This window comes from Chryseobacterium viscerum (genome assembly GCF_025949665.1).
Classification (GTDB): domain Bacteria; phylum Bacteroidota; class Bacteroidia; order Flavobacteriales; family Weeksellaceae; genus Chryseobacterium; species Chryseobacterium viscerum_A.
Genome location: NZ_JAPDFT010000001.1, coordinates 2,488,346 through 2,502,619 on the forward strand (window position 1 = coordinate 2,488,346; position 14,274 = coordinate 2,502,619).

General features: G+C 37.0%; 12 protein-coding genes. 11 read left to right on the forward strand and 1 reads right to left on the reverse strand.

Going from position 1 to position 14,274, the window contains the following annotated elements:
• Positions 1-24: 24 nt before the first annotated feature.
• The 10 genes from OL225_RS11290 (at position 25) to nhaA (ending at position 12,327) form a co-directional block, all read left to right on the forward strand.
• Positions 25-252, forward strand: a complete 228-nt coding sequence (locus OL225_RS11290; protein ID WP_264518318.1) for a DUF6814 family protein — start codon at positions 25-27, stop codon at positions 250-252.
• Positions 253-327: 75 nt separating this feature from the next.
• Complete coding sequence (locus OL225_RS11295; RefSeq protein ID WP_052184674.1) at positions 328-786, forward strand: GNAT family N-acetyltransferase; 459 nt, start codon at positions 328-330, stop codon at positions 784-786.
• 2 nt (positions 787-788) lie between these two features.
• Entirely contained in the window at positions 789-983 is a 195-nt protein-coding gene (locus tag OL225_RS11300; protein ID WP_047376760.1) for a hypothetical protein, read from the forward strand.
• Positions 973-3,642, forward strand: coding sequence for an ATP-binding protein (locus tag OL225_RS11305; protein ID WP_319800578.1), 2,670 nt, complete (start codon positions 973-975; stop codon positions 3,640-3,642). The genes OL225_RS11300 and OL225_RS11305 overlap by 11 nt, the downstream gene beginning before the upstream one ends.
• Positions 3,643-3,685: 43 nt before the next feature.
• The gene (locus tag OL225_RS11310) at positions 3,686-4,045 is read left to right on the forward strand and encodes a response regulator transcription factor (protein WP_264518319.1); all 360 of its coding nucleotides are present in this window, start codon (positions 3,686-3,688) and stop codon (positions 4,043-4,045) included.
• Positions 4,046-4,119: 74 nt separating this feature from the next.
• Positions 4,120-6,006, forward strand: a complete 1,887-nt coding sequence (locus OL225_RS11315) for an AMP-binding protein (RefSeq protein WP_264518320.1) — start codon at positions 4,120-4,122, stop codon at positions 6,004-6,006.
• A 61-nt stretch (positions 6,007-6,067) separates the two neighbouring features.
• On the forward strand, positions 6,068-7,975 hold the full coding sequence (gene acs, locus OL225_RS11320; protein ID WP_264518321.1) for an acetate--CoA ligase: 1,908 nt from the start codon (positions 6,068-6,070) through the stop codon (positions 7,973-7,975).
• Between the two features lie 485 nt (positions 7,976-8,460).
• Positions 8,461-8,826 carry a hypothetical protein gene (locus OL225_RS11325; RefSeq protein ID WP_047376765.1) on the forward strand — a complete coding sequence of 122 codons (366 nt, stop codon included), beginning with the start codon at positions 8,461-8,463 and terminating at the stop codon, positions 8,824-8,826.
• Between the two features lie 109 nt (positions 8,827-8,935).
• Entirely contained in the window at positions 8,936-11,146 is a 2,211-nt protein-coding gene (locus OL225_RS11330; protein WP_047376766.1) for a RelA/SpoT family protein, read from the forward strand.
• A 2-nt stretch (positions 11,147-11,148) separates the two neighbouring features.
• Positions 11,149-12,327, forward strand: a complete 1,179-nt coding sequence (gene nhaA / locus OL225_RS11335) for a Na+/H+ antiporter NhaA (RefSeq protein ID WP_264518322.1) — start codon at positions 11,149-11,151, stop codon at positions 12,325-12,327.
• On the opposite strand, the gene OL225_RS11340 is transcribed toward nhaA, so the two are convergent.
• Entirely contained in the window at positions 12,324-13,337 is a 1,014-nt protein-coding gene (locus OL225_RS11340; protein WP_047376768.1) for a YihY/virulence factor BrkB family protein, read from the reverse strand. The two genes, nhaA and OL225_RS11340, sit on opposite strands and share 4 nt — an antisense overlap.
• A 357-nt stretch (positions 13,338-13,694) precedes the next feature.
• On the opposite strand from OL225_RS11340, the gene OL225_RS11345 reads away from it, so the two are divergent.
• On the forward strand, positions 13,695-14,168 hold the full coding sequence (locus OL225_RS11345; RefSeq protein WP_264518323.1) for a 23S rRNA (pseudouridine(1915)-N(3))-methyltransferase RlmH: 474 nt from the start codon (positions 13,695-13,697) through the stop codon (positions 14,166-14,168).
• Positions 14,169-14,274 lie beyond the last annotated feature (106 nt).

The following is a 14,274-nucleotide window of genomic DNA, read 5'->3' on the forward strand; positions in this document are numbered from 1 at the left end:
TTTATTAATTTTAAAACTACTAAAATGAACGGACTAAAAAAAATATTAGGCATTGTCTGGATTGCAATTGCAGTAATTGTAGGTTATTTCGGAATTACAGTATTGGGAATCCCGAAAATAACATCCGGAAAACAGGAAGACCTTGTTTTCGGCATCATCATTCTCTTTGTATTGATGCCGATTATCTCGGGCGGAATGGTCATTTTCGGTTACTATGCCTTAAAAGGAGAATATTCTGACGATAAAATTTAAAATCAATATAAAACAGATAATTGATGAATGTCACATTCATCAATTATCTGTTATCAATTATTAGAAAATAAAAAAATGGACATCACAATTAAAGCAATTCCCATCCCCTCCGAAGATAAAAGGGTTATTGATCTAATCCACAGATTAAATACTTCTCTTATTACAGTCTCTGGTGAGAGTGGAAGCAAAAGCGCAAACCTTGACGACTTTACTCAGGAGAAAGCTTTGTTTTTAATTGCTGTAAGTGATGAAAAAGCTATTGCCTGCGGAGGTTTTCGCCCTCTCTCACCGGAGATATGTGAAGTTAAACGCATGTTTTCTCTGGAAAAAAACATGGGACTAGGCGGAAAGATTCTCTCAGCATTAGAAATAGCAGCAAAACAATTTGACTACAAATACATTTACCTGGAAACCCGTAAAAAAAATGATAATGCAGTGAAGTTTTATCTGAAAAAGGGATATAAGGTTATTGAAAATTATGGAATTTACACCGGACGTGAAGAAGCAGTATGCTTCAGTAAAGAACTAAGATAATTATGAAAAAGAGACATGAGCAAAAACTTATCATACTGAGCGTAGGACTTATGATTGCTTTCAGCATTCCTATTTCATTACTTTTCAACAGTGAAAAGGAAGTTTTAGGTTATCCTATGATGCTTATCTACCTGTTTACAGTCTGGATGATTTCCATTGTGATTTCTTTTGTAATTGTAAAAAGGCATGATGAGTAGTTTTGCGTTGTTTTTTGTCGTTCTGTTTTACCTCGCTCTTCTTTTCTTAGTTGCTTATCTGGCAGAGAAGAAAAGGAGTAAGATATGGATCAACAATCCTTACATCTACGCTTTGTCTCTTGCAGTATATTGTACCGCCTGGACGTATTATGGAAGTATTGGTGTGGCAGCTACAAGCGGATTAAACTACCTGCCGATTTACATTGGCCCTATTATGATTATTCCGGCATGGATCTATATCAATACCCGGATTGTAAGGATTTCAAGGGTTAATAAAATAAGCAGTCTTGCTGATTTTATTTCTTTGAGATATGGTAACAGCAGAAGTCTGAGTGCTATCATTACCATAGTCTGTCTTCTGGCAATCGTACCATATATTGGACTGCAAATCAAAGCCATTTCGGAAACCTTCCACTTAGTGACGGAAACTCCGATGTCCAAAGATATTCTGACCGATAATGCAACTTTTGTGGTGGTTTTAATTGCCTTATTTTCCTCTTATTACGGAACCCGATATGTGGACGCCTCTGAAAAACGTCTGGGAATTATTTCTGCCATTGCTCTGGAAAGCTTTTTAAAACTGTTCTTTATTATTATTCTCGGACTTTTTGTGATTTATTATGCCTTCGATGGATTCTCAGATATTTATGAGAAAGCCAGTAAGTTTGAAGATTTTAAAGAAAAAAACACATTCAACGGGATTGAAGGTGCTCTGAATTGGATGATTTTATGTATGATTTCCGCTACGGCGATCTGCATTTTACCCAGACAGTTCCACACCGCAATTGTTGAGAACAGACAGGAGAAGCACATCAGAACAGCCATCTGGTTTTTCCCGCTTTATCTTTTGATTTTTACTGTTTTTATTTTCCCGATTGCCTGGGGAGGAAGGTTGATTTTTGACGGACAGAAAGTAAATCCTGAGTTCTACTCTATTCTGATCCCACAGCATTTTGATAATACCTTAATCACAGTGCTTGTTTTTCTTGGTGGATTGAGCTCATGCATTTCCATGATCATTATCTCTGCCATCACTCTCTCGATTATGCTTTCCAACAACCTCATCATTCCATATGGATTGCTTGGAAAATTGAAATCTGAAAGTGAAGAAAAAAATACAAGAAGTATTACCAATATCAGAAAATTCAGCATTTTTGCACTGATTATTATGGCCTTTGCCTTCTATAAGTATTTCATTCTGAAAACCTCACTGGATTCTGTAGGATTGATTTCATTTGTGGTGATTGCACAACTTGCTCCTGCATTTTTCGGAGCCTTATTCTGGAGAAGAGGAAGTTACAAAGGTGTTGTTACAGGACTTTTAGCCGGATTAGTGATCTGTTATTTCGGGCTGATTATTCCGCAGTATTATTTTTCGTACAACCAGGAGTTCAAAGGGGTAATCAGGGATATGTATGACGCTTTCGGCTTTTTCACCATTCCTTATCTGGGAAGAATTCCGCAAATCTTTTTCTGGTCGATGCTCGTAAATATAAGCCTGTTTACCATTATTTCCGTAAGCTCTAAAGGAAACTACCGTGAAAGAAACTTTGCAGAACTTTATGTAGATATAGACAAGTATATTCAAAATCATGAAAATGCTTTTATCTGGCGTGGAACAGCCTATATTTCAGACATACAGAATATTCTTGAACGTTTTTTAGGCAAAAATAAAACAGAGCAGGCACTCCGAATTTTTAATTTAAAATATAACATAGATTCCAAAACGGAAACAGCTGACTCAAGATTTATCAAATTCTCAGAAAATCTTTTAGCAGGAAGAATTGGTACGGCTTCAGCAAAAATATTGATCGAAGGGGTAACCAAAGAAGATAAAATATCTTTAAAAGAGGTTTTAAACATCCTTGAAGAATCAAAAGAAAACATCAGTTTAAATAAAAAACTTACCGAGCAATCTGAGGAACTGCAGAAACTTTCGGATGATCTACGAACCGCCAACGAAAGTCTGATTGTCAAAGACCGTCAAAAAGACGACTTTCTGGACTCTGTCGCCCACGAATTGAGAACTCCCATCACCGCCATTCGCTCTGCCGGAGAAATTTTAGCCGATGATGACGATATTCCTTTTGACATCAAACAGGAATTTTTAAACAACATCGTTACAGAATCTGACAGATTGAGTGAAATCATCAACGATATTCTTTATCTGGACAAATTACAGCATGGTGAAATCTCATTACATATTCAGGAAAATAATATTATTGAAACTTATAAAAAAGCACTAAATCCACTTCTACACCTGATACAGCAGAAAAATATTCATTTAAGTGAAGTTAATCTCCTGAATCATTTTATATTTGAATATGATGAAGCGAGAATGATTCAGCTGTTTCAGAATATCTGGGGAAATGCTTTAAAATTCACAGAAGAACAGGGAACAATCCAGACCAAATTATTAAAAAAAGACAATCAGCTCACCATCACCATATTCAATACCGGAAAACACATTCCGGAAGAGGATCTGGAAATGATTTTTGACAAGTTTTATCAGTCGAAAAACCAAAATATTTTAAAGCCTACAGGAAGCGGACTGGGACTGGCCATTTCCAAAAAAATTGTACAGGCACACGGAGGAAGTATAAAAGCAGAAAACAGCGGACTGGGCGTAACTTTCACCATAAGCATTCCCGAAAACTAAAAAAGAGATTACAGATGAAGTTGAACACCATTAAAACCTTCTTATGAGAAAGATAATCATTGCGGATGACGAACACAAAATATTAATGTCGTTAGAATACAGCTTTAAGAAAAACGGATACGATGTCTATATTGCCCGTGACGGAACAGAAGTCCTTGAATTTCTTAAAACAATGGTTCCGGACGTGATCCTTCTTGATATTATGATGCCTAATCTTGATGGGTACAGTACCCTAGACCTCATTAAACAGGATGAAAAACTGAAAGACACCAAAGTGATTTTTCTAAGTGCCAAAAACAATCCAAGAGATATTGAAAGAGGACTGGAAATGGGCGCTGATGCTTACGTAACTAAGCCCTATTCGATTAAAAAACTGATGCAGCAGATTGAGGAAATGTTTTAACATGTAGAATTAAGATCATTAAGAGATTGCTCCGCCTTTGGCTCGCAAAAAAAATCAAACACAAGATTATTGATATGGATACCGATATTTTATTTAAACAAAGTATAGAAAACAAAGAAAATTTTTGGAAAGAACAGGCCGGACAAATAAAGTGGTTTGATTTTCCTACTCAGATTCTTTCTAACGACGAAAATAATTACCCACAATGGTTTTCCGATGGAAAGCTCAATATGTGTTACTTATGTATTGATAAACACGTCGAAGATGGTTTCGGAGATCAGGTCGCTATTGTCTATGATTCACCTGTCACCAATCAGAAGAAGACCTATACTTTCAACCAGGCGAAAGAGGAAATTTCAAAATTCGCTGGAGGACTGGCTTCTTTAGGTTTAAAAAAAGGAGACACAGCGGTTATCTATATGCCAATGATTCCTCAGACTCTTTTTGCTATGCTTGCATGTGCGAGAATCGGAGTTATTCATAATGTGGTCTTTGGAGGCTTTGCTCCACATGAACTTGTTGTGAGAATTGATGACTGTAAACCTAAAGTTTTAATTACTGCTACAGCCGGTGTGGAAATTGCCAAAAGAATTCCCTACCTGCCGTTGGTAGAAAAAGCGATTGAACTGGCACAAGATAAAGTAGACAATATCATCGTGTACAACAGAAAGCTGGTCGATAATAAGGATGAAATGTTCGAAGGACTGATTGATTATGAAGAATTGGCAGAAAAATCAGCTCCGGCAGATTGTGTTTCTGTAGAATCTACTCACCCGCTTTATCTTCTTTACACATCTGGAACTACCGGAAAACCCAAAGGCATTGTTCGTGATACCGGAGGTTACGCCACCGCCTTACAATTCTCAATGACTTATGTTTATGGTGTAGAACCGGGAGAAACGTATTGGGCAGCTTCAGACTTCGGATGGGCAGTTGGACATAGTTTTTCCGTGTATGGACCATTAATCAACAGAAATACAACTATTATTTTTGAAGGAAAGCCTATCATGACTCCTGATGCAGGAACATTTTGGAGAATCATTTCAGAATATAAAGTTTCGGTCATGTTTACTGCACCTACCGCTATCAGGGCAATTAAAAAAGAAGACCCGAACGGAGAACTGGTGAAAAAATATGATTTAACCCATTTCAAAAAGCAGTTTCTGGCTGGTGAAAGATGTGATGTTGCTACTCTGGACTGGTTTGCAGAACATATTGGAGTTCCGGCCATAGACCATTGGTGGCAGACAGAATCCGGATGGCCTATGCTTGGATTACTGACTCATAATGAAAACTATCAAATTAAAAGAGCCTCCGCAGGAAAACCTGTTCCGGGATATGATATTAAAATTTTTGATGAAAACGGACTGGAACTCGATCCTCATCACGAAGGCTATCTTGTAATCAAACTTCCTCTCCCACCCGGGGCCATGCTTGGAATATGGAAAGACTATGACCGTTTTGAAAACAGTTACCTGTCTCAATACAAAGGCTACTATTTCTCAGGAGACGGTGCGATACAAGATGAAGACGGTTATATTTTTATCACGGGAAGGGTGGATGATGTAATCAACGTTGCGGGGCACAGACTTTCCACTTCTGAAATGGAGGAAATTGTTTCTTCACATCCGGATGTCGCAGAATGCGCTGTGGTAGGTATTGATGATGATTTAAAAGGACAGGTGCCTTTTGCTGTTGTTGTTTTGAAAAACGGTTCCGTTATTTCTGAAGAAGACATTGAAAAAGATATTATCCAGATGATCCGCAACAAAATAGGAGCTGTAGCTTTTCTGAAAAATGCTATGGTTGTCAAACGATTACCTAAAACACGATCCGGAAAGATTTTAAGAAAACTGATCAGAACTTTACTCGACGGAAAAGATTTCCAGGTTCCTTCAACGATTGACGACGAAAAAATCATTGATGAAATTCAGGAAAAAATCAAGGAATACAAGGCATAAGCCAGAAATTAAACATAAATTTAAAATAAAATAAATTCAAATTTCAAAAAACGAAAGGGATATGAGAAATTACTTAATAGAAGATTTACCACAGTATTTTGAAGATTACAAAAAGTCTATCAAAAATCCTAAAAAATTCTGGGATAAGGTAGCAGATCAAAACTTCGTGTGGTACCAAAGATGGAGCAAGGTTGTTAAGTACGATATGAATGAAGCGAAGATCACCTGGTTCAAAAACGCAAAACTCAATATTACCAAAAACTGTATAGACAGACATCTTACCATAAGAGGAGAAAAAACAGCTATTATTTGGGAACCCAACGATCCGAAGGAGGAAGCACAGCATATTTCTTACAACGAACTCTATACACGCGTTAATAAAACAGCTAATGTTTTACGTGATATGGGTATTGAAAAGGGAGACAGAGTCTGTATTTACCTTCCCATGATTCCTGAATTGGCTATTACAATGCTTGCCTGTGCAAAACTGGGAGCAGTGCATTCTGTGATTTTTGCAGGATTCTCGGCTTCCGCAGTAGCTTCGAGGGTAAATGATTGTGAAGCCAAAATGGTGATCACGTCGGATGGAAGCTATAGAGGAAATAAAGTTCTGGATCTTAAAACCATTGTGGATGATGCACTGGAAAAAACGCCGACTGTTGAGAAAGTTCTTGTTGTAAAGAGAACCCACAACGAAATTACAATGAAAGAAGTAAGAGATTACTGGATGGCTGATTTATATGAAAAAGCATCCCCTGATTTCGTTACGGTAATTATGGATTCTGAAGATCCGCTTTTCATTTTATATACTTCCGGATCTACAGGAAAACCCAAAGGAATGCTTCATACCTGTGCGGGTTATATGGTGTATACCGCTTACACTTTCAAAAATGTATTTAATTATAAGGAAAATGATATTTATTGGTGTACGGCAGATATAGGCTGGATCACAGGACACTCTTATATCCTTTACGGACCACTATTGAATGGGGCCACCACCGTAATTTTTGAAGGAGTACCTACCTATCCTGAACCGGATCGTTTCTGGGAAGTGATTGAAAAACATAAAATCACTCAGTTTTATACAGCTCCTACTGCCATCCGTTCTTTAGCGAAAGAAAGCGCGGAATGGGTAGATAAACATGACCTTAGCTCTTTGAAAGTCATTGGTTCTGTAGGTGAACCTATCAACGATGAAGCATGGCATTGGTTCAACGACCATGTAGGAAAGAAAAAATGCCCGATCGTAGATACCTGGTGGCAGACAGAAACAGGAGGAATTATGATTTCACCGCTTCCTTTTGTAACCCCAACGAAACCTACTTATGCCACTCTCCCACTGCCAGGCGTACAACCTGTTTTGATGGATGATAAACGAAATGAAATTACAGGAAATCAAGTGACCGGAAATCTTTGTATCCGTTTTCCATGGCCGGGAATCGCAAGAACCATCTGGGGGGACCATCAACGATATAAAGAAACCTATTTTACAGCTTTCCCAGGGAAATATTTCACTGGAGACGGTGCATTAAGAGACGAAGTAGGTTATTACAGAATTACTGGCCGTGTAGATGATGTAATCATTGTTTCCGGACATAATCTGGGAACTGCTCCTATCGAAGACAGTATCAACCAACACCCTGCCGTTGCGGAGTCTGCTATTGTAGGTTATCCTCATGATATCAAAGGAAATGCATTGTACGGTTATGTAACACTTAAAGAAACCGGAGAAGGACGTGATAAGGAAAATCTGAAGAAAGAAATCAATCAGCTTATTGCTGATCAGATCGGGCCGATTGCCAAACTGGATAAGATACAGTTTGTTTCCGGACTTCCAAAAACACGTTCTGGAAAGATCATGCGTAGAATTCTTAGAAAAATTGCAGAAGGTGACTTCAGTAATTTCGGAGATATCAGTACTCTTTTAAACCCTGAAATTGTAGAGGAGATCAAAAACGAAAGAATTTAAATTTATCTAATTTTTTAACCAATGAAAGCCCCGGAAGTTATTTTCCGGGGCTTTCTTGTGGTATAATAGTTCTTCTTCGCTAAGCTGGATTGATCACAACTATGCGAATTCACATGATATGAAATGCATTTTGAAAATAATAAAACATTCCCACTTTATAGAAAGATCTTCTTTCCCTAATAACCATGATGATCCATATAATCTTGATGATATTAGAGTAATAGTAGGAAGTAGCAAAAAATAGAATAAGGAAATTCAAAAAAATATTGAAAATTTGTGATTACATATACAATATCACTGTTATGATTCTATCAAACCTAGTATTATTCAATTGTTAAAATTAAACACCTGTTCAATAATTATTCTTAAATATTGCTTCACTCTATTGAAAATGAAATATTAATTAACAAATTATATTGCCTTAAACGCAATGATAATCAGAAAATTATTACTAACTTTAATGAGAACTTTAAAACCAATTAACTATGTCACATATATTAGCTGGAGTATTTGGTCATCACAGCGACTACAAAAAACTGGAAAGTGATCTGGAAAACTCAGGATTCGGAACTTCAGATTACATTGTATACCTTAATGATGGTTCCGGTAATTCCCAATATTTGGCAAGCGTTACCGTAAATGATCTTAACCAGATAGATCTTGCACGAAATGCATTTGTTCAGAATGCAGCATTGAAATCATATTTATTTGAAAACATGAACATCAATGAAACCAATTATGACACCATCAAAAGGTATATTGATGCAAGAAACAGAGCTGAAATCCACAGCAGTCCCGAAATTAAGATTAAAACGTCAAGTGACGGCATGAACTCTGAAGTGAAATTCTAATCGATATAAAATCTAATAGCCGGAGATCCGCAGTGTATTCTGCGGATCTTTTATGTTTGAAAAAACTAAAAAATTTCGTATTTTCGTCTTCTTATAGGCATGTGCACAAATGAGTTACGATTTAGAACAAGAGAATAAAGAGATCCTTGCAAGATATAAGGACCTGATTTCTAACACATACAGAACGTTGGATGAGGAGAATAATAAGCTCATCCGAAAGGCATTCGACATTGCATTGGATGCCCACAAGGATCAAAGGAGAAAATCCGGAGAGCCTTACATCTACCACCCTATTGCTGTTGCTAAAATTGTAGCGACAGAGATTGGTTTGGGAGCTACTTCTATTGCATGTGCCCTTTTGCATGACGTAATTGAAGATTCCGATTATACTTACGAAGATCTGAAAAAAATCTTTGGAGAAAAGATCGCCAGTATCGTGAATGGACTGACTAAGATTTCCATCATGAACCACCAGAATATCTCTGTACAGTCTGAAAATTACAGGAAACTGCTATTGACTTTATCCGAGGATTTCAGAGTTATTCTGATCAAAATTGCCGACCGCCTTCATAATATGAGGACTCTGGAAAGTATGGCTCCGGACAAACAGAAAAAAATCGCATCAGAAACGGTTTATATCTATGCTCCGATGGCCCACCGTCTTGGATTATACAACATTAAATCTGAGCTGGAGGATCTTTCCTTAAAATATAATAGTCCTGAAGTATATAATGAGATCACGGAAAAATTGGAACTTGCCAAGGAAAACCGTGAGCGATATATTAACGAGTTTACCAAAGAAGTATCGGCAAGACTTGGCGAAGAAGGCTTAAACTTTAAAATTAAAGGCCGCGCAAAAGCTATTTCCTCTATTTACAGAAAAATGCTGAAGCAGGGAGTTTCCTTTGAAGAAGTTTTTGATAACTATGCTATCAGGATTATCTATAAATCGGATGCAAAAAATGAAAAATTTCTTGCATGGAAAATCTATTCTATCGTTACAGATGTATACCACAGTAACCCGTCAAGAATGCGTGACTGGATTACACAGCCCCGTTCTACAGGATACGAAAGCTTACACTTAACGGTTTTAGGTCCGGATAGAAAATGGATTGAGGTTCAGATCCGTTCTGAGCGCATGGATGAAATCGCTGAAAAAGGTGTTGCTGCCCATTACAAATACAAAGAAGGCTACAAACAGAGTTCTGATGACAGAAACTTTGAAAAATGGGTAACCGAAATCCGTGAAGTACTGGAACAGCAGCAGAACCTTTCTACTTCAGAGCTCTTGGATAATATTAAGCTTAATTTATACTCCAAAGAGGTATTTGTATTTACCCCGAAAGGAGAAATTAAAATTCTCCCAACCAATGCTACTGCCCTGGATTTTGCCTTCTCAGTCCATTCCGACTTAGGGATGAAATGTTTGGGAGCTAAAATCAATGGGAAACTGGTTCCTATTTCCTATATTCTTCAAAATGGGGATCAGGTGGATATTCTTTCTTCACAGAATCAGAAACCAAAATCTGACTGGCTGGAATTTGTAGTAACTTCAAAAGCCAAATCCAAAATCAAAAGTTATCTGAACTCTCAGAAAAATCAACTGGTAGAGGAAGGAAAAGAAATTCTGCAAAGAAAACTGCGTCATGCAAAAATCAATTTCAATGATGAAGAGATTAATAAACTTCAGAAATTCTTTAATTTAAAATCGTCTCAAGAGCTTTTTCTTAAATTTCAAAGCAACGAACTCGATGTCAGCAGCTTGAGAAAATACATTGAAAGCAAAAACGTATTTAATAATTTACTATCAAGATTCAGAAAATCACCTAATAAAAATCAGCATTTCGAGGAGCCGAAAGAGGAAAACCTTGACATGATTGTCTTTGGAAAGGACGAAGAGAAGCTGAACTATACTTATGCAAAATGTTGTACAGTGATTCCAGGAGACAAAATTTTCGGATTCATCACCATTTCAGACGGAATTAAAGTTCACAGTGATACCTGCCCAAATGCCATCAATCTAAGAGCACAATATGACTACCGCGTCATTCCTGCCAAATGGGTAAATGCTGAAAGCTTTAAAAACAGAGTGAAAATTGAAATTGAAGGACTTGACAGAATGGGTATGATTAATGATATCACTACAGTCATAAGCGGAAGTATGGGAATGGACATGAAAAGTCTCTCTATTGAATCCAATAATGGAGTTTTCACAGGAAATATCATTCTCGAAGTTAAAAATAAAGGACAACTGGAAGAAACCTTCAAAAAACTTAAAAATATTAATGGTGTTTCAAGAGTGAGACGACTACAATCATAAACATGAATTTATCTCTATATTTTAAAAAATTTTTCAAAAACAGCCAGTCTTCAGGAATTATTCTTATTTTCTGTGTATTGGTCTCATTGCTTATTGCCAATTCATCAGCTGCAGAAAACTTCCAGCATTTTTTAGACAAGGAAGTGGGCATCCATCTTTTTGGACTGGAATACCCTGTCAGCATCTGGATCAATGACGGATTGATGGCAGTATTCTTCCTTCTGGTAGGCCTTGAAATAAAACGGGAACTTGTAGAAGGTGAACTTTCATCCTTTAAAAATGCTTCGCTTCCCATTTTTGCTGCTGTAGGCGGAATGCTTGTTCCGGCAGCGATTTACAGTATTTTCAATACCGGAACAGAATATAGCAATGGCTGGGGAATTCCTATGGCTACAGATATTGCTTTTTCACTGGCGATTATTTCGATGCTGGGGAAAAAGATTCCCAATTCTATTAAAATATTTTTAGCGGCATTGGCTATTGTAGATGATCTTGGAGCTATTCTTGTGATTGCAATTTTCTATACTGACCAAATTCACTGGAGCTATCTCCTATTGTCTTTTGGAGTAACTGCCCTGCTGTTTATTTTAAATTTTTTAAAAGTCACCAAAACTATCTTTTATATTATTCCGGGACTGTTTTTATGGTATTTCCTTCATCACTCCGGAATTCATGCTACCATAGCAGGTGTGTTACTTGCATTTTCAATACCTACCAACGCTTCCAATGTAGAAATATCACCATTGGAAAAGCTGGAGCATCAGCTTCACATTCCGGTAAGCTTTCTGATCATGCCTATATTTGCTTTGACGAATACCAATATTACTTTTTCCAGTGAAATGGTTGCCGGCGTTACAAGTACATTAGGATTGGGAATTATTTGCGGTTTGGTATTGGGTAAGCTGATTGGTATCAATCTGTTTTCACTGATTGCTATCAAATTAAAACTTAGTTCTCTGCCTCAAAACAGTAACTGGCTTCAAATGATTGGCGTAGGTCTGCTGGCCGGAATTGGATTTACCATGTCCATTTTTATTGCACTGCTTTCCTTTAAAGGAGAAATTCCTATTCAGGATGAAGCAAAATTTGCTATTTTGATTGCTTCCTTTATAGCTGCTATTGCAGGATTTACCATATTAAGTATAAGTTCAAAAGAAAATCCTGAACTGGAAGAGAATTAATCTTTCTTTCGGGTTTCCAGTTTTCTCTTATGCTCTTCATCACCATCGAAGTCAGGTTCCGTAATCTGGGTATGATAGTGTATGGTTTCTCTCTGAATTTCATCAGACAGCAGTTTTTCAATTCTGAGCTTTCTGATGGCCATATTCAGTTCATTTCCGAATAAAAGCAGATATACATTTACATTCACCCAAACCATCAGCAGAATCATACTTCCGATGGATCCGTAAAGAACGTTATACCGGGCAATATCCTTTACATAAATAGCAAAGATGTAAGTAGTAACGACGAAGAGTATCGTGGTTAAAATAGCCCCCGGAACCGCCTGACGGAATCGTGTAATTTTCACGGTTCCCAACCAGTAAAATAAAGTCAGAAGGATAAAGTAAAAAAGAGGAAAAGAGACAAATCCAATAATACTGGAAAGGTTATCCACCAACCAGGAAATATCATAAGCCGGTGTAAAAAGCTTCATTACAACCTCCACATAATATACCCCGAAAAGAGCTAAAAAAACAATGGTGATAAAGCCTATTGTGATAAAAAATGAAAGAATAAATTCCTTTACATCACTCAGTTTTTCATCTGTATTTTCATTAAAACCATTGATCAGGGAAAATGTACCATTCGTGGCAAAAATAAGGGCCAGAACAATGGTCAGGTTACTGATCCCTCTCATATTGGGGATAATATTGCTTTCTATATATCCCCTTACATCTCCTTCCATATTTGAAGGAAAAACATTATGCATCAGTACATCAAAAATATAGAACTGCAGTTTATCATAATGCGGCATATAAGGCAAAACGGAAAGCAAAAAAAGGATAAACGGAAACAAACTTATGGTAAAACTCCAAGAAATAGCGGCCGCTTTTCTTCCTATTTTCCCTTTGAAAATCCCCGAAATATAGATCTGAAACATCTGCCAAAGCGATATTCCCAAAACAGGAATATGGATGCTGTCAAAAAACTCTTGAATCTTCAAAATAAATCTGGGAACCTTTACACTCATCGATCTGTTTGTCTTTATACAAATGTAGGGGAATTAAATTAAATAAGGAAAAGATAGAAGGTGATAGGTGGTAGGAATTAGGTAGCAGGGATTAGGGATTAGGGAAAATATTCTGTGAAATAGTAATACATGTCTATGAAGTCAATAGTGAATCTTGCTTCGCAAGTGAATGGTGAATTTTTTGATAGAGAGACAAGATTCAAGAGGTAATAGAACCAGTAACAAAAAGAAACCAGCAACTAGCAACAAAAAACCTTAAACCTTGAATCTTGAACTTTAAACAACCTGCAACATTCCACCCAAAACTTTGAACTTTACTCCCCGAAGCCCTATCTTTGCTCTCTGAAACTTCTTACAATGCGAATCAGTTTACTTTGTATCGGTAAAACAGACGATAAAGAAATTACGTCTTTAATTAATTATTATCTCAACCGTTTACCTAAACACTGGAATTTTGAAATCACTGAAATCCCGGATGTTAAAAATGCTAAAAACCTATCTCCTGATCTTCTTAAAAAGGAAGAAGCCAAATTGTTTTTAAATCATATCGACAAAAACGATCTGGTAGTGATTCTTGATGAAAAAGGGAAACAGTTTACCAGCCGTGAATTTTCGCAGAAAATTGATACCTGGATGAATTCTTCTGTAAAAAAAGTACATATCCTGATTGGGGGCGCTTATGGCTTTTCTGAAGAGATTTACGGCAGGGCAAATGAAAAAATGTCTTTATCCAAAATGACCTTTACCCACCAGATGATCCGTCTGTTTATTGTAGAACAGCTTTACCGTGCTGATCAGATTTTACAGGGTAAGCCTTATCATAACGATTAAAAGAAAAGAGGCTCTCATGAATGTCATTCTGACGAAGGAAGAATCTCACCAATACAATTTCTGAGATTCTTCGCTACATTTCTGAACTACGTTCGCAGACTTTCAG

Bases quoted from the DNA above. Each gene is read 5' to 3' on its own strand.
- OL225_RS11325 (WP_047376765.1), top strand. From the start codon at position 8,461: ATGTCACATATATTAGCTGGAGTATTTGGTCATCACAGCGACTACAAA.
- OL225_RS11315 (WP_264518320.1), top strand. From the start codon at position 4,120: ATGGATACCGATATTTTATTTAAACAAAGTATAGAAAACAAAGAAAAT.
- OL225_RS11310 (WP_264518319.1), top strand. From the start codon at position 3,686: ATGAGAAAGATAATCATTGCGGATGACGAACACAAAATATTAATGTCG.
- OL225_RS11295 (WP_052184674.1), top strand. From the start codon at position 328: ATGGACATCACAATTAAAGCAATTCCCATCCCCTCCGAAGATAAAAGG.
- nhaA (WP_264518322.1), top strand. From the start codon at position 11,149: ATGAATTTATCTCTATATTTTAAAAAATTTTTCAAAAACAGCCAGTCT.
- acs (WP_264518321.1), top strand. From the start codon at position 6,068: ATGAGAAATTACTTAATAGAAGATTTACCACAGTATTTTGAAGATTAC.
- OL225_RS11300 (WP_047376760.1), top strand. From the start codon at position 789: ATGAAAAAGAGACATGAGCAAAAACTTATCATACTGAGCGTAGGACTT.
- OL225_RS11305 (WP_319800578.1), top strand. From the start codon at position 973: ATGATGAGTAGTTTTGCGTTGTTTTTTGTCGTTCTGTTTTACCTCGCT.
- OL225_RS11340 (WP_047376768.1), bottom strand. From the start codon at position 13,337: ATGAGTGTAAAGGTTCCCAGATTTATTTTGAAGATTCAAGAGTTTTTT.
- OL225_RS11290 (WP_264518318.1), top strand. From the start codon at position 25: ATGAACGGACTAAAAAAAATATTAGGCATTGTCTGGATTGCAATTGCA.
- OL225_RS11345 (WP_264518323.1), top strand. From the start codon at position 13,695: ATGCGAATCAGTTTACTTTGTATCGGTAAAACAGACGATAAAGAAATT.
- OL225_RS11330 (WP_047376766.1), top strand. From the start codon at position 8,936: ATGAGTTACGATTTAGAACAAGAGAATAAAGAGATCCTTGCAAGATAT.